Source organism: Niastella soli (assembly GCF_017742245.1).
Classification (GTDB): Bacteria; Bacteroidota; Bacteroidia; order Chitinophagales; family Chitinophagaceae; genus Niastella; species Niastella soli.
Window position 1 is genome coordinate 467094 of sequence record NZ_JAGHKO010000010.1, and the last position, 22268, is coordinate 489361.

Sequence of the window (22268 nt, forward strand, 5' to 3'; positions counted from 1 at the left end):
ATTAGCTGAATTAAAAAGAAATGTTTACACCCAGAATTAACGATTTTGGTAAAGGCAATCCACCATAATCGCCTGGTTCCGGGAACAGGGCGTTACCACTCAAATCGGTATTATTTGCCTCAGGGTTCAATCCACCTTTGTATTTATCGTGACCAAAGAAATTCTCTGCGGTAATATATACGCGGGCTGCATTCATCAACTTCGCTTTTATTACCCGGTTCAGGTCGTATCCTAACGTGATCATGCGAACGCGGAAGTAATCAGAAGAGAACAGCCAGTCGGTATTGGCGATCTGTCCGAATGTTGAATACGCTTTACCTACTCTACCAGCGCCCGGATCATCAGCTGAGCGCCAGCGGTCACGGAAAAAGCCGAGGGCATTATCAACAGTACCCTGTCCGGTCCTTCCCAATGCACGGTCTAACAATGAATAAATAGAGCCGCCATGTTGTCCCTGCACCAATACGCTAAAATCAAAACCTTTATATTTTACCGTGTTGGTCATGCCATAGATATAATCAGGATTTGGTTTGGCCACTATCTGGCGGTCATTGAGGTCAATAACTCCATCAGGCGTAAAATCTTCGTATTTAGGATCACCTACTGTCTCTGAACCATACAGCGCTACTTTTTTATCAATATCTTCCTGGGTAAGGATGCCAACTTGTTTAACAACATAAATACTGTACAATGGCTGGCCTACCTGTAAAATGGAGTGCTGGGTACCAGAAAGAGCTGCCGGAATAATGATCTGAGATTGACCAGGACCCAACGCCACCACTTTATTGCTGTTGTGGCTCAGGTTAATAGAGGTGGTCCATTGTACCGGGCCTTTTACAATATTGCGGGTGGTAAGGTCTATTTCCCAGCCCTGGTTACGTGTTTGACCTACGTTAGCCAGCTGGGTGGCAAAACCAGTTACCCAGGGAGTTGGCAGGTTCAGTAACAGGTCTGAACTCTTTCTTGTATAAATATCAAAACTGGCGCTGATGCGGTTGTTTAATACAGTTACATCAAGACCCGCATCATAGGTTTGCGATTTTTCCCAGGTAAGATTGGGATTGGTAGCACCGTTTGAAGGAGTGCCATTAGCATTGGGAATACCTCCTGTAGCAAGGCCAACGGCATATGAGTTATTAAATGAATAGTTATATACAGCCAACTGAGCAATGGTAGCATAATCGGCAATTTGATAGTTACCCGATTTACCCCAGCTGGCCCTTAACTTCAGATCGTTAATTACCGGTACTGCTTTCATGAAGTTCTCTTCAGATACACGCCAGCCAACAGACGCACTGGGGTAATAGCCCCATTTTCCCCCCTCACCAAAACGGCTCGATCCATCACGACGAATACTGGCAGAAAGCAGGTATTTACCATCATAAGTATATTGTACACGGCCTAAATACGACAACAATACGTTCTTTGTTTCCGTAGTAGTGCTGGTAACAGCATTAGCCGCATTCAGGGTAATTATTTTATCCTGTCTGTAACCACCATTTGACTTGATCTCCTGATTGTCCAACTTATCGGAGTTATAGGAGAAACCTACTACAGCATTAATGTCGTGTACATTATTAAAGGTCTTATTGAAGTTAAAGGTGTTCTCATTTACAAAAGTTTGCTTTCTATAGCTGTTGAACGATCCGCTGGCCAATGCTGCAGTTGATGACAGCCTGGTAGCCAAGGAATTGGTCACAGTATAAGGCGTATAACCCTTGCTTTGGTTGTCAGTATTATCCAGGTTAACGGTTGTTTTAAATGACAACCCCGGAATGATCTGGTATTCTCCAAAAACCGAAGCAAGCGTACGGAAACGCCTGGTTTGCCCCAGAATGGATTTTAATTTTGCATAAGGGCTATTCGTAGAAGTGCTCCATTTATACTGGTCGTTCAGACCGGCATTCGGATACAACCCACTCACGCTATCCTGAACGGGGCTCATACTCAGCACCTGATGCAGAATATTATCTTTTCCTTCCACACCCGGGTCATTGATGATTGAATAAGTAGGCACAATATTCAAACCGAACTTCAGTTTTTTACTGGCGTTTACTTCCACATTGGCCCTGGCCGAATAGCTGGTAAGATCGGTATTGATCACCATTCCTTCCTGACGAACAAAATTACCAGACACATAATACTTCACAAACTCATTGCCACCACTGGCAGACACCTGGTGATTTTGCACCAGTCCCTTCCGGAAAATCTCATCCTGCCAGTCAATGAACCGCAAACCTGGATGATTGGGATCTAACCAGCGGTCATCGATCATGTAAGTGGTATTATAATCACTCGCACCCAATTTTAAAAGCTGGCGACGTTTGGTATTGTCGTCACTCGCGGTACCGCCTTTTGAACCGTAATCGGCTACGTATTTGGCATTCACCATCTCAGTAAAACGATCCATCCATTCTGTACTGTTCAGCATGTCAAGCTTCCGGGATGGCTCGGTAAAACCCACATTGCTGTTTACAGTCACTCTTGGTTTACCCGATTTACCACGTTTGGTAGTGATCAGCACTACCCCATTGGCAGCGCGGGAGCCATAGATCGCTGCAGAAGCTGCATCCTTTAATACCTGAATATCTTCAATATCATTTGGATTGATATTATCAAGCGGGTTACCATTGGCAAAATTACCCGACTGGTTCGGCGAACTCATAGCCAGCGGAAATCCATCAATTACATACAACGGTTCACTACCCGCTGTAATGGTACCACTACCGCGTACCTGTACACTAAAACCTTTACCCAATGAACCGGTTGTTTGTTTAACGGCCACGCCGGGCATTTGACCAACCAGTGCCTGGTCAACTCTCGTTACCGGCCGCTCATCGAGCTTGCTGGCATTGAACGATGCCTGGGCGCCTGTTACATTTCGCCGTTTTTGCGTACCATAACCAATCACCACCACATCTTCCAGCGTATTTTTTTCGCCGGAAAGGCTTATGGTCAAGTTGGTTTGGCCGTTCAATTGAATTTCTTTCCTGGCAAAACCCACGGAAGTAATAACCAGGGTTTCTTTTCCCGTAGTTACAGGAATAGAAAAAGCCCCATCGTCCTTGGCAAGGGTGCGTTTATCAGTTCCCTTCACCTGAACGGTAGCCCCAGGCACACCATTACCACTTTCGTCGGTAATTTTTCCCGTAATTAAAATGCTGCCTGCTGAATTTTGTGATCGTACTTGAAAAAATGAAAAGAGGAGTAGTAAAGGTACTAACCAAATACCCTTTGGTACAAATTGCTGAACTCTCATATTGGCACTATTTAGTAATGTTTACAATCGCCTGATGCGGATAAAATTAGGGGCAGTTGATGCAACCGTCGTCCTGTTCCATCCTGTCTAAAATGAATTAGCATTCTGTTGAACAGGGCTTTCAAACACTTCATCGATTAAAGTTCAGGCAATAACGGCCAAAACAGGTTGTCAATCTATTCTTTACTATTAAATGTCATACCAACACTTCCGGTAACGATTGCGTAGATCATTTGCCTCAAACGGGATGCCTCAGGATAGTTTAAGGCCGTTGAAACGTTAATTTTATTCAGTAACTGCCATAACCAAAACGAAACTGACTTGCCATGTTGCACTTAACACTTGCAGCTATCACCTCTGCTGTGATGGCTACCCTGTTTATTTTTACTTCTTCTACATTTCTTTTTCATTTTCATAAGCATTTAAAAGCATCGCTCATAAGCCCTTAGGGGATTGTTACGAGTTTTTGCTGCACGCTGTTTTCTAAAAACCAAGACTAAACAAACACCTGCCATGCGTAGATCGCTACAAATTTGCTATGTACTCATTTCATCCTGTATCTTACTAGTTAACTGCCGAAAAAAAGAATGGGATAAATTTTACGACCGACCGGAAAGTCTTGAACCCCCTATTTACCAGGTACTTAAAAGAAAGGAGAATTTCAGTTTATTACTTGCCTGTATTGATAAGGCCGGGTACAAAGACATCTTAAGCAATGCCGGTTACTGGACCCTGTTCGCCCCAACCGATGATGCTTTCAGCAAATACTTTAAAGAGAACAGCTTAAGCGGAATAGACGCTATGGATTCTGTAAAAGCCCAACAAATTGTTCGCTATTGTTTGGTTTACAATTCCTTCAATACAGAACGGCTGGATGATTATCAATCCACTGCAGGATGGGTAGCAGACAAAGCATTCAAGCGAAGGACCGCCTATTACGATCTGTTCGATACAGCAACTGTAAACGGTCAGCTGCTTCATACCATTGCTTCCAACCGGAATGCAGGGTATAGTTCGGCGGACAATAATAATAAGTACATCCCCTACTTTACCAATCCGTTTTTTACGGATTCCAAATTAACAGCCACCGATTACAATTACTTTTACCCCGGTACCTCTTTTACCGGTCTAAATATTCTGGATGCACGGATCACCGAAACAAATATCCCTGCTGAGAATGGTAACATCCATGTAATAGATAAGGTACTATCTCCCTTAGAGAATATTGAAAAATACCTGGCCTCCAAACCTGAATACAGCCTGTTTAACAGCCTGTTTCAACAATTTATGGTTTCCTACACTGAAAATGCAGAAGCAACCAAAAGGTTCCAGATCCTGAACAACAGCAGCGACAAAGTATACATAAAATTTTATAATGCAGGCCTCGCGTTTTCCCTGAACAATGAGAATTATTTGAAAGTGCAGGACAATGATGGGCAGATGAATGGCTGGACCATTTTTGCGCCTACCAATGACGTATTGGAACCTTACCTGAAAAATGTGGTACTGGAACACTACAACAATGATCTGAGTAACCTGAATAAACTGCCCATTCAAACCCTGACCGACTTCTTAAATGCGCACCTGTGGCAAAACCCTGTATGGCCAACCAAATTTGCAACCACCTCCAATTACCTGGGTGAAGAAGCAAGGTTTAGTGCCAATTCCGATATCGTTGATAAAAAAATATTGAGCAATGGCTTCTTCTATGGGGCCAAAAAGGTACAGGAATCGAATCTATTTTCAACAGTATACGCACGTCCTTATCTCGATCCCGACTATACGCTCATGACACGCCTGTTAAACCAGGACCTGAAACAAACTATCACCAATCCCAATTTTAAATATACCATCCTGATGATGTCTGACGCCAAAATAAGGGCATTGGGTTTTGATTGGGATGCCAAGAGTAGTAAATGGGTGAATACTATTCCGGGCGTACTGGGAGCCGGTGATCCCCCGGGCACTGTAAACAGATTGGTCAATTTGTGTGTTATTGCCACCCCCAATAATGAATTGGGCAATTTAAGCGGACAGGGCATCATTTCAACCTTAAGTGGCGAACTGATCAAATGGAATAATGGCCAGTTTTATGCAGCCGGAAATATCGATAGCAATGTAAACGTTACGGTAACAGGTAGCAAGGTCATGAAGAACGGCATTGCCTATTATACCAATGGCCTGTTACTCTTTTCTGCATTAACACCAGGAAAAAGGCTCGAAGCTTTAGCATCCCAGCCTTCTTCACCTTACTATCAATTTTTCCAATACCTTAAAAACGCTAAAATGTATACGGCTACAACCGGCGTCATCTCCGGTGTACCGACTGGCTTCTTTGGTACTTTTATAATCCCCGACAACAATGCCATTCTGGCTGCTGTTAATGCCGGTTTATTACCCGGTACCGGAACCGCACCAAATAAAGTCCCTAACTATACATCTACCGCAGGCGTTGATATAGAGCAGGTAGAGTCCTTTCTGAAATTCCACATGTTACAACAAACGGTAATTGCTGACGGGAAAATACAAACCTGTAAAACCAATTTCACGAATCTGAACGATCAACCAGGTGCTGTTAGCATAGTCAGCTTAGCTGGTGGCATCCTGACTTTTACAGATTCATTTGGCAATACGGCAACTACTGACCCGGTAAACAGCAATGTGCTGGCCGACCGTATAGTTATTCACTCCATTAATACGTGCCTTAAACCTAACAAATGATCATTTCGCAAAACTGACATATGAAAAAATTGTTTTCACAGGTCTCTTTATTAATCATACTACTGGTTTCGCTGGTGCCTCTCAGTGACCTACAAGCCCAGACCCAGCCACTTATTATCCGCGGGAAGATCACCAGCGGCCGCGACAAAACGCCCGTTCATGGGGCGTCAGTAACCGAAATAGATAATGACGAACGTATTATCCGAGGGGTATCTACTGATATAGATGGCAATTTTGCGCTCAGAATATCAAACCCCAAAAACAAAATACAGGTTTCCTACATAGGTCACAAATCAGTTGTACAAAGCCTTTCAGGCAAAACAACATTCAATATACAATTGGCACCCAATGCCGATATGGATGAGATCATTGTAGTAGCCGATAAAAAAACCGACAACGGTATGATGCCGATCTCGGAAAGGGACCGCACATTTGCCGCTGCCACTATCAATGCCAAGGAAATGGAAGAAATGCAATCTACCTCCATTGACCAGGCGTTGCAGGGCCGGTTACCAGGTCTCGATATTACGGCCAGCTCAGGTGATCCCGGCGCAGCTATGAGTATCAAGATCCGCGGTACTTCCTCCATCAACTCATCAGACAACCCACTGATAGTAGTAGACGGAATGCCTTATGAAACAGAGATCCCTTCCGACTTCAACTTCGGTACGGCCGACGAACAGGGATATGCCGCATTGCTTAACATTGCCCCTTCCGATATAAAAGACATTACTGTATTGAAAGACGCCGCCGCCACTGCAGTATGGGGCGCCCGCGCTGCCGGCGGGGTATTGATCATCACTACCAAGCGTGGTAAAATAGGAAAACCGCAGTTGACCTATACCTTTAAAGGCTCTATGACCCAGGCACCCGATGCCATTCCCATGCTTAACGGCGATCAGTATTCCATGCTGATCCCAGAAGAGGTGATGAACCGAAATGGTGCGCCGCTCAATACCCAAACTGTAAAGGAATTTCAATACGACCCCACGGACCCTTACTGGTATTATAACTACAACAATAATACTAACTGGGTAAAAGCTATCCGCCAAACAGGCTATATCCAGAGCCACAATCTATCAATGAATGGTGGGGGCAAAAAAGCCCGTTACTTCACCTCACTCGACTATACCAACCAAACGGGTACAACTGTAGGTAATGATCTTAAACGGATCAATACCCGCATCAACCTCGATTATACGGTGTCAGCCCGTATTCGCTTCCGTACCGACCTTTCGTATTCACACTCCAGCAACAATCGCAACTATGCCGATAACCTGCTGGAAGTGGCCTACCGAAAAATGCCGAACATGAGTATTTATGAATATGATGAGTATGGCAACAAAACACCCAACTTTTTTTCACCGGTAAGTAATGTACAGGGTTTTTATGGCGGCATAGACAGCAAAAACAAACTGATTGGAACAGTTAATCCTGTTGCCATGGCCAGGACCGCTTACCGGAACATTCTTTCTGAACGGGTAATACCACACTTCACCTTGCAGTATGATATTAAACCTACTGTACTTTTTGCCAACTTCGATATACAGTTCGATATCAATAATACCAAGAACAAATCTTTTTTGCCGCAAATAGCTACCGGCAGACCCTGGACTGAAACAAGTGTGAACCGGGTATATGATGGTGATGCAGATGCGTTCAGCGTCCAATCAAAAACAAGCCTTACCTACACCCCGCATCTGAAAGAAAACCACAAGTTGGTGCTGTTCTCTACCTTCCTTACAAGCGATTTTAAATATGTATCGCATCAGGCACAAACATCCAATACCGCGTCTACAGACTTACAGGACCCCTCCGTACCTTCGCGTACTGCCAATGCCGATCTGAACCTTACGTCAACACAAATACAAACCCGTTCTATTGGCGCCCTGGTAAACGGACAGTACTCTTTTAAAGACCGCTATATTTTAAATGGCGCCATCCGGGTGGATGGTAATTCGAAATTCGGTCCCAGCCACCGGTATGGTTATTTCCCATCTGTATCGGCCCGCTGGCGTATGTCTGACGAGTGGTTCATGAAGCCCTTACAGAAATGGATCAACGACCTGAGCATCCGCGGTAGCTATGGTCACTCGGGCCGGGAACCAAAAGATGATTATACTTTCTACAACACTTACAGCACTTACTCCTATTCCTACCTCGGTCAATCCGCCATTTTCCCGTCCAGAATGGAATTGAATAACCTTTCCTGGGAAGTAAATAAAGGATTGAACCTGGGTTTCAACCTCATTGCCCTGAACCGTCGCATCAACCTCGATGTTGACCTGTATCGTAACCGGATCGATCATATGTATTCACCCGGTTTACAGATCTCTTCCTTTACCGGTTTCGATAAAGTAGACATGAACGTGGGTACCATGGATAATCAGGGATTAGAGGTTAACCTCAATGCAGTACTGGTGAAAAAGAAAAACTATTCTATTGAATTCAATTTCAACATTGCGCGCAACGCAAACATCATTCGCAAAATATCTGAATACTATCCACGTGAAAAAGGAAATATAGAAGCCAATGGTCAGTACAAATCCCTGTTACAGGAAAATAATCCATTTGGCTCCTTCTATGGTTTCCGCTTCAAAGGTGTATATGCCGACAAAAACGCCACTATTGCCAAAGATGCAAAGGGCCAACAGATCATTGGACCTAACGGACAGGTGATTTATATGCGCTTTAACTATCCTTCTGTCGATTATATGTTCCAGCCAGGCGATGCCATGTATGAAGACATCAACCACGATGGCAATATTAATTATATGGATGTGGTGTACCTCGGTAATGGTAATCCGAAATATACCGGCGGTTTTGGTCCTTCGTTCAATTGGAAAGGCATCTTGCGCGTGACCGTTTTCTGTAACTATCGGTTGGGTCAGGACCTGATAAACGGCACCAAAATGACAACCACGTCCATGTACAACTTTGACAACCAAAGTACAGCCGTATTGAGAAGATGGAGAAAAGAAGGCGATATAACCGATATGCCCAGAGCCGTTTATGGCACCGGTTATAACTCCCTGGGATCTGACCGCTTTGTAGAAGATGGTTCCTTCCTGCGGTTGCGTTCGGCCACGGTACGGTATAACTTCCCTGCCAAAACACTGAGCAAATTAAAACTGGGCGGTTTCAGCGCCTATTTTACCGCGGAGAACCTGGCAACCTTTACCAAATATACCGGTCAGGACCCCGAAGTATCGGTAAGAGGCAGCGATCCATTCCGGGTTGCAACAGACAACTCCATGACACCACCTTCTAAAACGTATACCATCGGTTTATCGACCACCTTCTAAAACCAACGAACGCAATGAACATGTTTAGAAAAATATATTTCGCCTTTTTTGTGCTGTTGCTCGCTACGGGTGCTTCCTCCTGCAAAAAATGGCTGTCCCTGCGGCCGTCTGATGGCATTGTAGGCGACGAATTCTGGCAAACAAAGGAACAGCTGGCTGCGGCAGTAAACGGCATCTATGCCTCCCTCATCGGCAACCCGCCCGGCGTCTCAGACCGGAGCCTGGCCGAATACCTGTTCATGTGGGGTGAACTGCGCGCCGATATGGTAATCCCCTCTGCAGGCGCCAGCAACAACGACATTGACATCTATAACGCAAATCTCCAGTCATCCAATACCATTGTAAACTGGCGGGGCGTATACAGAACGATCAACTATTGTAATACCGTTATAAATCTGGGCCCCGGGGTACTTAAAACCGATAAAACGCTGACCGAACAACAATTGAATGCTTATCTGTCGGAAGCCTTTACCATTCGTGCCCTTATGTATTTCTACCTCGCCCGCAGCTTTGGCGATGTGCCCCTTAAGCTGAGCGCGACCACCAGCGATGACCAACTGGAACAATTGCCCAAGAACACCCAGGCGGAAGTACTTGACCAGATCGTCAATGATCTTAAAGCAGCCGAACCAAACGCAGTTTTCACCTACGGCAGTAATGATGCAGATAAAGGCCGGGTAACAAAATATACCGTTTATGCCCTCATGGCCGATGTATACCTGTGGATGGATAATTACAATGATTGTATTACCGCATGCGACAAGGTGATCGGCTCCGGTAAATTCGGCCTGATCACCTCCAGAAGTTTTTTCTATCAGATCTTCGATGCAGGTAATTCCACCGAATCCATCTTCGAGTTTCAGTATAGTAAAGAAGCCCTGAACCCATTCTGGCTGATGTTCAATACCAACAAAAGAAGGTATCAGGCATCTGATGCGGTAATGGAAAGCATCTACACCATTGACTATGTTAATCCCGACAGCGTTGACTACCGGGCAGATGGGGCTTCCATAAACAGCGCCAATAACCTGATCCAGAAATTTTTGTGGGAGACTACCGCCGACGCATCCTTTAGACACTGGATCGTTTACCGGTATGCAGATATCCTTTTGATGAAAGCAGAAGCTATGACTCAATTGGGCAATGGGCCGGAAGCATTGAAGCTCGTATATGATATCAGGAAACGGGCACACGCACTGCCGGCAACAGACCATGGTGTAGACCCTAACAGTGTGGAGCAGGTCACCGATTTTATTCTGGAAGAACGGGCCAGGGAATTTTCTTTTGAAGGCAAACGCTGGTATGATGTATTGCGAAACGCCAAAAGAAATAATTATGAACGGCTGGATATTATACTGGAAATGGTCAGGAATGCCGCCCCGCCTGAACGGCAGCAATCGGCGATGAATAAGTACAGAGACGTTAACAGCCACTATTTCCCCATCTATTACTATGAACTGAATACCGACAAAAACCTGGTACAAAACCCCTTTTATCAATAAGCTACCAACTAAACTCGCTTATATGAAGAATTTACTCAAGCCCATTGCGCTGACTATCGTGATCATCCTGATCATTGTTGGTTTGCCACAATGCAATAAGATGAAAATTGTAACGTCGACCACCGACGCTACCAACCTGGTGAGTTATCTGGAAAAATACCCGGATACCTACTCTGAGTTCATCAAAGTACTGGAAAAATCGGGCACAGCTTCCTTTATGAATGCCTATGGCACCTATACCATGTTTGCCCCAACCAACGATGCCATTCAGGGCTACCTGCAGGACCTGGGCAAGTCATCACTCGATGATATAAGCGCCGATGACCTGAAAACAATGGTACGCTATCATGTGCTGGAAGATACCATTTCCACGCCGTCCTTTACCGACGGGAAACTGCCGGTGCCTACCATGCACGGCGAATACCTGATTACCGGTATCAACAATGAGAACGGCGTATCCCGGTATATAGTTAACCGGCGGGCAATTATTCTGCAACCCAACATTCATACAGGCAACGGCATATTGCACTCCATAGATCATGTATTGATCCCCAGCAGCAAGTCGTTGTACCAACGCATAAAAGAGAATCCCAACTACAGCATTTTTACCGAGGCGCTGGAGGCAACGGGCTTAAATACAGTAATTCAAAAATTAACCTATAAAAACGATACTACGCCCAACTGGTATACGGTACTGGCACAATCAAATGCCGTGTATGCCGCCCAGAAAATTTACAGCTTTAATGATCTGAAAGCAAAGTACACCAAGCCCAATGCCAATATACAGGACCCCAAAGACAGCCTGAACCTGTATGTCGCGTATCATATTCTCACCGGGCTTAAATTCACTGCCGACCTCGTAGTATCACCCGCCCAGGAAACGCTGGCGCCCCAGGAGGTAATTACAACCGTATTAAAAGAAGAGAAAGTATTGCTGAACTATGAAACTGCGAATGGCGTAACTGACAGTGCCCTAATTAACAGACCAGTCAGTGATATCGCCTGTACCAACGGCGTATTGCACGATGTAAATAACAACCTGTATATAAAAGTGAGAAATCCCACAGCAGTGTATTGGGATGTGGCCGAACAACCGGAGATCATGAAGCTGACCTCCATCTTCAGAAAAGGGGGTAAAACCGTAACGTTCCAGGTGGGTGATCTTAAAGATGTAACCTGGAATGCCGGTACAGTTGAATATTTCTGTAACAATCCGGGCGCCAAAGATCTTTTCTACTGGAACGATCGGCTTGCTTTAGCAATTTTAAAACCCGCCGTAGGCTCCGCCAATATGAACTGGATCGAATTTACAACTCCCCTGATCATTAAAGGCAGGTACAAAGTATGGATCTGCTGGCGATCAAATGCCAACACAAACGGTTTTGGTATGCAAACCTGGATAGACGGCTACCTGATGCCCCGTCTGTTTTCTTTCGGTGATTATAATTACGGTAAAACCCTACCGGAAACGGATGTACAGGCCCAGGGCTGGAAACGGTATTATGTAGGCGCCAGCACCGCCGATCACATGGCCTCTAAACTGATAGGAACGGTGGAGATCACTACCACCGGCCGGCATAAAATAAAATTCATTACTACGGAAGCGTCGGGGCAAAAAAATTCATCCTGGCTCGATATGATCCATTTTATCCCAGAGGGAGCAAATCAGTTTTCTCCCAAGTTTGCTACCGACGGTTCTATAGTTTATTAAAGTTGATTTCATTTTACCTGAGCAATTCCCCCCGACTGTGTCGGGGGGAGCCGGTAATCAAATTCTATACGTGTTATGCTATTGACAAAAAACAAACTAGCTGCTTTTGCGATATTTCTGTGGTGTACTGCTCAATTTTCATGTACCCGTAAATGGGAAGACCATAATAAAATAAACAATGAGGACCTTACCCAAAACCTGTATGAAAAGATTGCAGGAGATCCCTCGTTAAGCAAGTTCACCGATTATCTGCAAAAAACGGGTTATTCCGATACCCTGCAATCAACCAGATCATTTACAGTTTGGGCGCCCACAAATGACGCCCTGCAAAATATAGATGCTGCCCTCGGCAACGATGATAAAAAATTAAAACTGTTTGTTGCGCATCACATTGCTCATTTGTCCTACTATAGCGATCAGTTAACGGGCGGCTCGCAACGCCTCCCCCTTATAGACGGGAAATATGTTATTGTAAAAACATCCTCTTTTGAAGATGCCCCTATCAATACCAAAGACCAGCCAGCCACCAATGGCGTCTTACACACCATCAGCGCTGCGGCCGCACCAGTTGGTAATTGCTGGGACTATATAGATTCCTTAAAAACAGGCGGCAACTTCATGGCAACCTTTCTGAAAAACTATGTGCAATACAAACGCGATACCACTAACGCCATACAAATAGGTATCAATCCGTTAACCGGAGCGCCCATTTATCAGAAAGGGACCGATACCGTTATCCGTTCTGTATTTATCGACCAGGTGTATGACATTGGCAACGAAGCCAAAGAGTATACGGTGTTTATAATGAACAATCCTACCTGGAATAAAGAAAGGGCCAAACTCGATACTTTTTACAGAACATCTTCAGTAGACTCTACTTACAACCTGGCACGCATATTTACTGCCAAGGACATGGCCGTAGAGGGCGCCTTGTCTCCTGAGCAACTGCCCGATTCCATACTATCTAAATTTGGCGTATGGGTACCCATCAATAAATCGGCCATCCAGGCGAAATACCGCACCAGCAATGGGTATGTATATGTAATGAACGACATGAATGTAGCACTACGCCAGCGCTTTCCGCCTTTAATAATTCAGGGTGAGAGTTATGTTGGTACCAGCAATAATTCATCCAGTCCCATTTATTTACGCTCACTCATTAACCCCAATGACGGCCAGTTATTCAAAGACCTGTATGTATATAGCCCCGGTGTAGCCAAATGGAACGTGCGTTACCGGTTATACAACGTACCTACCACAAAATACCGGGTGTACTGGGCAACCTATAATAATCGCTGGAATAATACCCTGAACCAGCGGCTGGCTATGGGTACGGCAGATAATACAACATCATTCCCCTATAGAAGTATTCCATACAATGTCTATAAGGTAGACTCCCTGGGTGAATACCCTGTAACCAGCTTTGGCAATGGAAACCTCGACATTTTCCTGGTGAATGCTGATCTGGCCCCCAGTTCAAGCAATCAAAGTCAAACGGCCATGTTCCTCGATTATATCAGACTGGAACCAGTTTATAAACAAAACTAACTTATGCGTTCTCATATACAACTCATGAAACTCTCAACTGCATTTACCAGAACTGTTTCCATAACTGCATTGGCAGCTTTGATCTGTGGTCAACTCGCCGCTCAGCAGGTAACCGGTGATACCACCCGGCCTGCTATTGTGGAGGATACGACGATCATCGTTATTAAAAGACCAACACGCGCCGATTCCATGGGCGTTAAGATTACCGGCATCGTCCTGGATGCGGCTACCCGCAAGCCATTGCCCGGTATCAATATCTCCATTCCCGATTTCTCGGCCGCCATCTCTGAAGAAGATGGCAGGTTCACCATAAAAGTTCCATCGTATTCAAGCACCCTGCTGGTATCGGCCCCGGGTTATCAGTCAAAAGAAGCTCCATTACGGGGAAACGCCACCATAACTGTTCAACTGTACGATGAGAATTTTGATTCTTACTATGACGAAGCAGTAACACCTTCGGCCGTATTGCCCAGGAACCGGATCACTTCCACCTTTATTACCACCAATACGCAAGGCGCCTGGATGCGCAACCAGGAAACACCTGAAAACTATTTACAGGGTACTGCCAATGGGTTGAGTATCATTCGAAGATCAGGTACGCCTAACATCGGCAGCAACCTGTTCATGCGTGGTATGTCGTCTTTGTTCGCTACCAACAAACCATTGATCGTGGTAGACGGAATGATCTATGAAACCAATGACTTCGGTGGTTCTATCCTCAATAATTTCTATTCGAACCCGCTGTCGCTTATCGATATAAAAGATATCGACAACATTACGGTGATCAAGGATGGTTCATCCCTCTATGGGACCAAGGGCGCCAACGGCGTAATTATGATCACCACTGCCAAGGCAAATAACCAGGCTACGAAAATAGACCTGGGAATTTACACCGGCATGAACTTCGCGCCCAAACAGATCCCCGTGATGAATGCCGCCCAATACAGGCCCTATTTGTCAGACATCTTACAATCGCAGGGTATGACGGAGAATCAGGTAAGCAAACAACCCTACATGACCGATGATCCCACTAACCCTCAATATTTTCCCAACCATTACAATACCAACTGGCAGGATGCTATTTTCAAGAATAGCCTGTCACAAAACATTTACCTGCGGGTAACCGGCGGTGATAACATTGCCCGCTATGCTTTGTCGATGGGATATTTAAAAAACCAGGGGGTAATAAAAAATACCGACCTCGTTCGGTATAATACGCGATTAAATGCCGACCTGAATTTAAGCAAGCGGCTTTTACTGAACAGCAATTTATCATTTGCCTACGGTGAGCAGCATTTACAACACCTGGGATTGAACAGTAAGCTCAATCCTGTATTTGTGGCCCTTGTAAAATCACCCTTCCTGCCCATCCACGAAGTTGATAAAAATGGCGATGAATCACCGAACCTGGCCGATGTGGATACATTGGGCATGAGCAATCCGGCAACGCTTGTGCAGCAGGTACTGGCGATCAATAAAAGCTATCGCTTCTTTGGGTCATTGAATTTCAGCTATACCATTAACAACTTATTTACCATCCAGTCTTTATTTGGAATAACCCATGATAAAGTACGGGAAAACTTTTTCGTGCCACGAAAAGGTATTTCCAACGACACCCTGCAGGCAGCCATTGCCGATAGCCGTTCAGGCAGTCAGGTCAAACGCCTGTTCGCTGTGTTCAACGACACCCGCCTTCGCTACAAAAAAACCTTTAACCTGCAACACGATGTAGAGATTTTAGCGGGAGTACGTTATCAGCAACAAAGCCAGGAACAAGACATTGGCTATGGTTACAATTCGGCCACAGACGAGCTGGTGAACGTAGGCTATAGCATTCCCAGCCTGCGTAAAGTGGGTGGCGATATCGGCAAAAACCGCTGGATGAATACTTACCTGAACGTTAATTACGGATTCAACGATAAGTTGTTCCTTACGGCTGCTGTATCGGCCGATGGTTCATCGCGATTTGGCAGTCAGATACCCAATGCACTCACCATCAACAACAATAAATTCTCCCTGCTGCCATCCCTGCATGCCGCCTGGCTGGCATCATCGGAAGCCTTTATGAAAAAGATACCCGTGATCAGTATGCTGAAATTGCGTGCTGGTTATGGATATACCGGTAACGACGATATTGGTAATTATACAGCCCGTCAGAGCTACGTATCACAAAACCTGCTGGGCATGGAAGGACTGGTACGCGGTAACTTCGCCAATCCGCAATTACAATGGGAAGTAAATAAGAAACTGGACCTGGGCATCGATCTGGGATTTTTGCACGACCGGTTACGCATCAGTGCAGACGTTTATCAAAACCGTACCGAAAAAATGGTGGTGCTTGAAAAAGCGCCCACAGCTTCAGGACTGGACTATATAGCTTCCAATAGCGGTGGTATGAAAACCGAAGGCTTTGAGGCGAATGTAAATGGCCGCATCATCAACCGTCCATTGTTGAAATGGGATGTAAGCGCCGGTATAGCCGTATACAGGAACCACATCACCAAACTGCCTGATGATCGCATAATAACACCTTTTGCAGATGGTTTCATCCTCAGCGAAGTAGGCAAAGCCGCAAACCTGTTCTATGGCCACAAAACGCATGGCGTATACAGCACAGATCAGGAAGCAGCTGCAGCTGGTTTGTCAACCAAACCCATCAACCAGCCATTAACGCCTTTTAAAGGGGGCGATATGATCTTCGAAGACCAGAATAACGATAAACAAATAAACGAACAGGACATGCAGGTCATTGGTAACCCCAATCCTGATTTTACCGGTATGTTCAGCAGCAGCCTCTCCTGGCGCCGTTTCTCTTTTGAAGCGTTGTTTACCTTTAGCGTGGGTAACGATGTATACAACTATACGCGTGCGCAACTGGAATCCGGTTCCAACTACAACAACCAGTTACCCAGCATGGTCAACCGCTGGCGCGCACAGGGCCAAATAACCAATATGCCCAAAGCCGCCTATGGTGACCCAATGGGTAACAGCCGTTTCAGCGACCGTTGGATCGAGGATGGCTCTTATCTCCGGTTAAGAAGTCTTTCCATTTCCTATAATGTACATATAAGACCAGCATTCCTGAAGTATATAACCGTATACGCAGCTGCCACCAATCTGTTCACCATTACAAAATACCTGGGTTATGATCCTGAGTTCAGCGCTACAGAATCAATAATCGGGCAAGGGGTGGATATTGGACTGGAACCCCAGTTCAGAAGTGTGCAAACAGGTGTACGTATCGGTTTATAAACATTAAATGTAACGGAGTAATAATATGATTATGTCAGCCATAAAAAAAACAGTTTTTCTTTTTGCTGCCCTGGGTCTTGTGGCCGGAATAGCAGGTTGTAAAAAAATATTTGATGTAGAGCCGGAACAGTCGCTCGATAAAGATCAGGTATACCAGAACGTATACGATGCAGATGCTGCAGTATTAGGATTATATGGTAAATTCCTTCAGCTGGCCAAACAGTATGTTGTGCTGAATGAATTAAGAGCCGACCTGATGGATGTCACGATGAATGTGGATGACGCCTTAAAGCAGATCAATGAACACAATGTCACGGAAGACAATCCATATGCCGATCCCCGCCCCTTTTATGAGATCATTCTGAACTGTAATGACATTCTGCAGAATTTTGACAAGATGCGGGCCGATAAGAAGTTTAAGGAAGACGAATACCGTCAAAGGTATTCAGATGTGGCAGCCCTTCGTTCCTGGGTGTATTTGCAGGCCGGGATCCTGTATGGCAACATTCCCTACATTACCGTACCACTTGAAACAGTGAATGACGTAAAAAATGAATCCAATTTTCCCCGGCTCGATCTGAAAACCCTTATCGATACCCTTGTAAAATCAACAGAAGCAATTCCATTTAAAGACATCTATCCAGCGAGTGCAAGTCTTGTTACCACTGTTGATGGTTACAATACGGCCAAATTCTTCATCAACAAGAAGTGCCTGTTAGGCGATCTGTACCTGTGGCGGTCCGCCTACAATGGATCAGCTGCCGATAGCAGAAAGGCCGCAGAATATTATAAAGACGTAATGGAAACCGGTGGCACCAATGCGGATATGTACCGGGTGAAATATGCCGAGGTGACCACTAACTCAGATCTTGCTGTGGGCTATTGGAACGATGGCCGTATTACCCAGTATGATGAAAGAAGACTGGTAGATGTGAATTACGCCGGTTGGCGCTCTATGTTTTGCCGCACGCAGGACGATCTGTTTAACACAGAATGGCTTTGGATGTTGTATTTCGATAAAGGATTTCAACCTAAAAACCCTTTTATCGATCTGTTCTCGAACAGGGGTGGCAGTTACCTGTTAAAACCCAGCGCAGCTGCTATACTCAACTGGAACAGCCAGGTTCAATCAGAGAACAACTTTCCTTACGATGCCAGGGGTAAACTCAGTTACAAAACATTGGACAACCAGCCTGTGATCACCAAATACCTGTACAATTACCTTACTGAAGATACCTATGTACCGGTTAACATCCTGGAAAAACCAGGCAGATGGTTCCTGTATCGTGCTGCGCAATTGCATTTACGCTATTCAGAAGCGGCCAACCGCGATGGCCGGCATAAGATCGCCTATGCATTGGTGCATAATGGCATTAAAGTTAATTTCGACAATAATCCCAGTGGTGGAACCGCCCGTGACGTAGGCAATACCCAACAAACGTTTGATGGGTATCCTTATAATTTTGACGCCCGTATGGGAGATTATCCTTCTTACCGGGCACCCTGGCACCGCAATGCAGGCGTTCGTGGCCGGGCACATTTGATATCAGATCCGTTGCCTGCCAGCGCCGACAGTACGCTGGCCATTGAAGACAGGATCCTTAACGAATCAGCATTGGAGCTGGCTTTTGAGGGTAACCGCTGGCAGGACCTGATGCGTCTTTCCATCAGAAGAAATGATCCTGGATTACTGGCATCCCGGGTAGCTTCAAAATTTGATAAAGCCGGCAACACCGGTATGGCAGCAACCATAAAAGACAAACTGAAGAACATGAATAATTGGTTCCTGCCATTTAAATGGAAATAAAGGAAAGCCCGTTTCGTACTCTATATTATTTACGGTCCAGTATCCTTGTGTAACAAGTAAGCTCAGTCAGTTTCAGCTATCCGTACCCGCTTTTTTACCAAAAGGCAGGGTGAGTTGAATGTGTGATATGGTTGTAGTTCTTGCTTTGGATCCTAAGTTGCAGCGTTCGTAGGTTATTAGGTTTTTGAGTTATTGGGTCTAGAACTCAGAACTCAGAACCTAATAACTTACCTACTAAAGAACTAATAATTAATGCCCCACCGCTTTGCCCTTTGGTAATTCCCTATTGCCCATTGCCCATTCAATACCATTGTCATCAATTAAACCTGTAATATGAAAAAAACAATTGCTGCCATTACACGAGTTCATTCGTGTAAATTTTCCCTGCTTTTATTGCTACTATCCTGTTACACAATCCAAGCCCAAACAGTAGCTTTTCCTGGCGCCGAAGGGTTTGGCCGGTTTGCAACCGGCGCCCGCGGCGTTAGCAGTCCGCAAGTATACCTGGTCACCAACCTCAACGATGCCGGGGCCGGCTCCTTTCGCGATGCGGTCAGCGCTTCAGGCCGCATAGTAATATTCAGAGTAAGCGGTATCGTTACCCTGGCCTCCGATGTAGTAGTGGCCGCCAATACTACCATTGCCGCACAAACCGCTCCCGGCGAGGGCATAGTATTCTTTAACAAACGGGTAACGTTTACCAACAGCAACAACACTATTTGCCGCTACCTGCGTATTCGCCTCGGCGCTACCAGCAACTCGGGTAAGGATGCATCGGGCATTGCCAATGGCGCCAATATGATCTTTGATCACTGTTCTTTCACCTGGGGTATGGATGAAGTGTTTTCCATCAACTGGGATAACAAGAACACCTCGCCCGACAATATCACCATTCAGAATTCCATCATTGGCCAGGCTTTACACAGGGAAAACCATTCCTGCGGTGGATTGATACAAACACCCGATGGCGGCAAGGTCAGCCTCATCAGGGACCTGTACGTGAGCAACAAAACGCGTAATCCCAAAGTAAAGGGCAAGAATGAATTTGTGAACAACGTGGTATATAACTGGGGGAATGGCAACCGCCTTGGCGATCAAATGAATTATGGTTGGGAAGGCGATGCCTATATCATGGGCGGTTCTTCCGGCGTATCAGAAGTGAACATCATCAACAACTATTTTGTGGGTGCGCCCAATACGCCTCCCACGGCAACAACCCCATTCTCCAGAGGTACCGGTACGTTTAATTTATACGGCGCCGGTAATTACTTCGACAATAACAAAAATGGTACGCTCGATGGCACCCTGGTGCCTTATAACGCCACCGGATATCCGGGACTCGATGCTGGCAATTTTAAAACCACGCCGTACGCCTACCCCGCCGCCAACCCCTCCCTTACTGCCGCACAAGCATATAGCTGGATCATCTCCAACGTAGGCCCTACCGTTCCCCGGCGCGACCAGGTTGACTCCCTGATCGTAGCTGAAGTAAATTCACGCGGTACCCAGGGCCGGTATATCTATCGCGAAACAGATAATCCATTGATCAATGGTGGCCTGGGAAGAATATTGACAGGTACGGCCCCACTCGATTCAGATTCAGATGGCATTCCCGACAGTTGGGAAACATCACATGGGTTGAACAAGAACAATGCAGCCGATGCTACCGCCTACAGCACCACCACCCCTGGCTATTTGAATGTTGAACTATACATTAATTCGCTCGTGCCCGCTTCCATGACCTTTGTAAAGAACTCAACCAATACACCCGCATCATCAGTACGACCTATGGTGGCAAAATAACCCTTGATATATAAAACAGCCACGAACGTAAAGGTCATTCCTTCAAAGCCTGTCCCCGTCTGAGGGGATGGGCTTTTGTTTTCCAATATTTCAAAGAACTGATACAAATAGCAACCGCTCATAACCGGTATTGATGAGGAGCCTTATGCAATACAAAGGTAAGATGGTTTTTTACTGAAACTATAACGTCAACGTATATCTCTGTCTATAATGTTCTATATTGTTCTATATTGTCTCAGATAAGTCTTCAGTGCTCCTGGGATGTCTAAAGGGGTCTAAAGGGGTCTACTTGTGTCTTGAATGGTCCTGGTAAAAACGGGGTATTGTTTGGGATTGTGCCGGGATAAACGGGCTATTGAGCCGGGCGTTGTTCGGATGTTGTTCGGACCTGCCCTGGGAATGTTCGGGTGTTCCCGGGGGAAACCCGAACAAAGTCCGAACAAAATCAACAAGAAACCCGCCGCAATACCGGCAAAAACCTGGTAAAAAGGTGCCTTAAAGAAGAAGCTTTTTTACAAAAAAGAACGGCTTTGAAGAAATACAGTAGTGATCAGGCAACACAGGAAAAAAGAAAATGAAATGATCATTTTTTACCGGGTATCAAGCTGTTGTACCTTTCAAACAGTCGTACCAATTCATCGGGAATTATTGCCGGTAACGCTTTTAGCTCAAAAGCAAATTCACGTTCCGGCAAGTTCATCTTGTATTGTTCAGAATATCGTTGCTTGTAAAATAACCTGATCTTATACAATTTCCTTTTCATCAGGTTGTCAAATGTTGTTGAAAAAGAAAAAGCGAAATTATTCAGGCTTTCAGAATAGTACAAATAAGTAGAATCGTTATAAGACTCGTTGATCAGGACTTTGGAAACATACACCTGCTCCACTCCTTTCCCATCGGAAAGCTGAATAGTACGCACCAGGCTGTCATTGGTTTCACTATAAAATTTCAGATTGGGGGACAGCCTGTTTCCTAACATGGAGTCAACCTTTACTTTTGTCGCATTTACAGCATTCAATGTATCGAACAGGAAACCTACTTCAGCACCCCGCTCCCGCACCATGTAATTGTACGCAGTTTCCTCAATCAAATTGCCGAACTTGTCATTCGAAACTATTTGATAGGGTAGTTTGTACAAAACCATGCCCTTATAATAATAAACGCTTATCGTATCATCTACACTCCACAGTTTCCCTTTCATATCAATAATAGGCATATGCGAGTTCAAACTCATATTACCCTCTCCGGGTAAAGTTTCCTGCGCGCCTGCTGTTGAAAAACAGCAGACTATACAATACATCAAAGCAATCCACCCGGCAGCATTTACATTTATAACTTTTAGATTCATTTAATTATGGAT

General features: G+C 45.2%; 10 protein-coding genes. 8 read left to right on the forward strand and 2 right to left on the reverse strand.

What is annotated here, in order from left to right; all coding sequences use genetic code 11:
- Positions 1–10: 10 nt before the first annotated feature.
- Entirely contained in the window at positions 11–3259 is a 3249-nt protein-coding gene (locus J7I42_RS26120) for a SusC/RagA family TonB-linked outer membrane protein (RefSeq protein WP_209141832.1), read from the reverse strand.
- Positions 3260–3772: 513 nt separating this feature from the next.
- Here J7I42_RS26120 and J7I42_RS26125 point away from each other — a divergent pair.
- The 8 genes from J7I42_RS26125 (at position 3773) to J7I42_RS26160 (ending at position 20908) form a co-directional block, all read left to right on the forward strand.
- Entirely contained in the window at positions 3773–5980 is a 2208-nt protein-coding gene (locus J7I42_RS26125; protein ID WP_209141833.1) for a fasciclin domain-containing protein, read from the forward strand.
- A 20-nt stretch (positions 5981–6000) separates the two neighbouring features.
- Positions 6001–9285: a SusC/RagA family TonB-linked outer membrane protein gene (locus J7I42_RS26130; protein WP_209141834.1), complete on the forward strand. Its 3285-nt coding sequence runs from the start codon at positions 6001–6003 to the stop codon at positions 9283–9285.
- A gap of 14 nt (positions 9286–9299) precedes the next feature.
- A complete protein-coding gene (locus J7I42_RS26135; RefSeq protein ID WP_209141835.1) occupies positions 9300–10787 on the forward strand; it encodes a RagB/SusD family nutrient uptake outer membrane protein in 1488 nt (495 codons plus the stop codon).
- A 22-nt stretch (positions 10788–10809) separates the two neighbouring features.
- Positions 10810–12498 carry a fasciclin domain-containing protein gene (locus tag J7I42_RS26140; protein WP_209141836.1) on the forward strand — a complete coding sequence of 563 codons (1689 nt, stop codon included), beginning with the start codon at positions 10810–10812 and terminating at the stop codon, positions 12496–12498.
- A 75-nt stretch (positions 12499–12573) separates the two neighbouring features.
- Positions 12574–14046, forward strand: a complete 1473-nt coding sequence (locus J7I42_RS26145; protein ID WP_209141837.1) for a fasciclin domain-containing protein — start codon at positions 12574–12576, stop codon at positions 14044–14046.
- A 3-nt stretch (positions 14047–14049) separates the two neighbouring features.
- The gene (locus J7I42_RS26150) at positions 14050–17298 is read left to right on the forward strand and encodes a SusC/RagA family TonB-linked outer membrane protein (protein WP_209141838.1); all 3249 of its coding nucleotides are present in this window, start codon (positions 14050–14052) and stop codon (positions 17296–17298) included.
- Between the two features lie 31 nt (positions 17299–17329).
- On the forward strand, positions 17330–19105 hold the full coding sequence (locus tag J7I42_RS26155; protein ID WP_209141839.1) for a RagB/SusD family nutrient uptake outer membrane protein: 1776 nt from the start codon (positions 17330–17332) through the stop codon (positions 19103–19105).
- Between the two features lie 333 nt (positions 19106–19438).
- Entirely contained in the window at positions 19439–20908 is a 1470-nt protein-coding gene (locus tag J7I42_RS26160) for a pectate lyase family protein (protein ID WP_209141840.1), read from the forward strand.
- Positions 20909–21491: 583 nt separating this feature from the next.
- Here the strand turns inward: J7I42_RS26160 and J7I42_RS26165 are convergent.
- The gene (locus tag J7I42_RS26165) at positions 21492–22256 is read right to left on the reverse strand and encodes a hypothetical protein (RefSeq protein ID WP_209141841.1); all 765 of its coding nucleotides are present in this window, start codon (positions 22254–22256) and stop codon (positions 21492–21494) included.
- Positions 22257–22268: the final 12 nt, after the last annotated feature.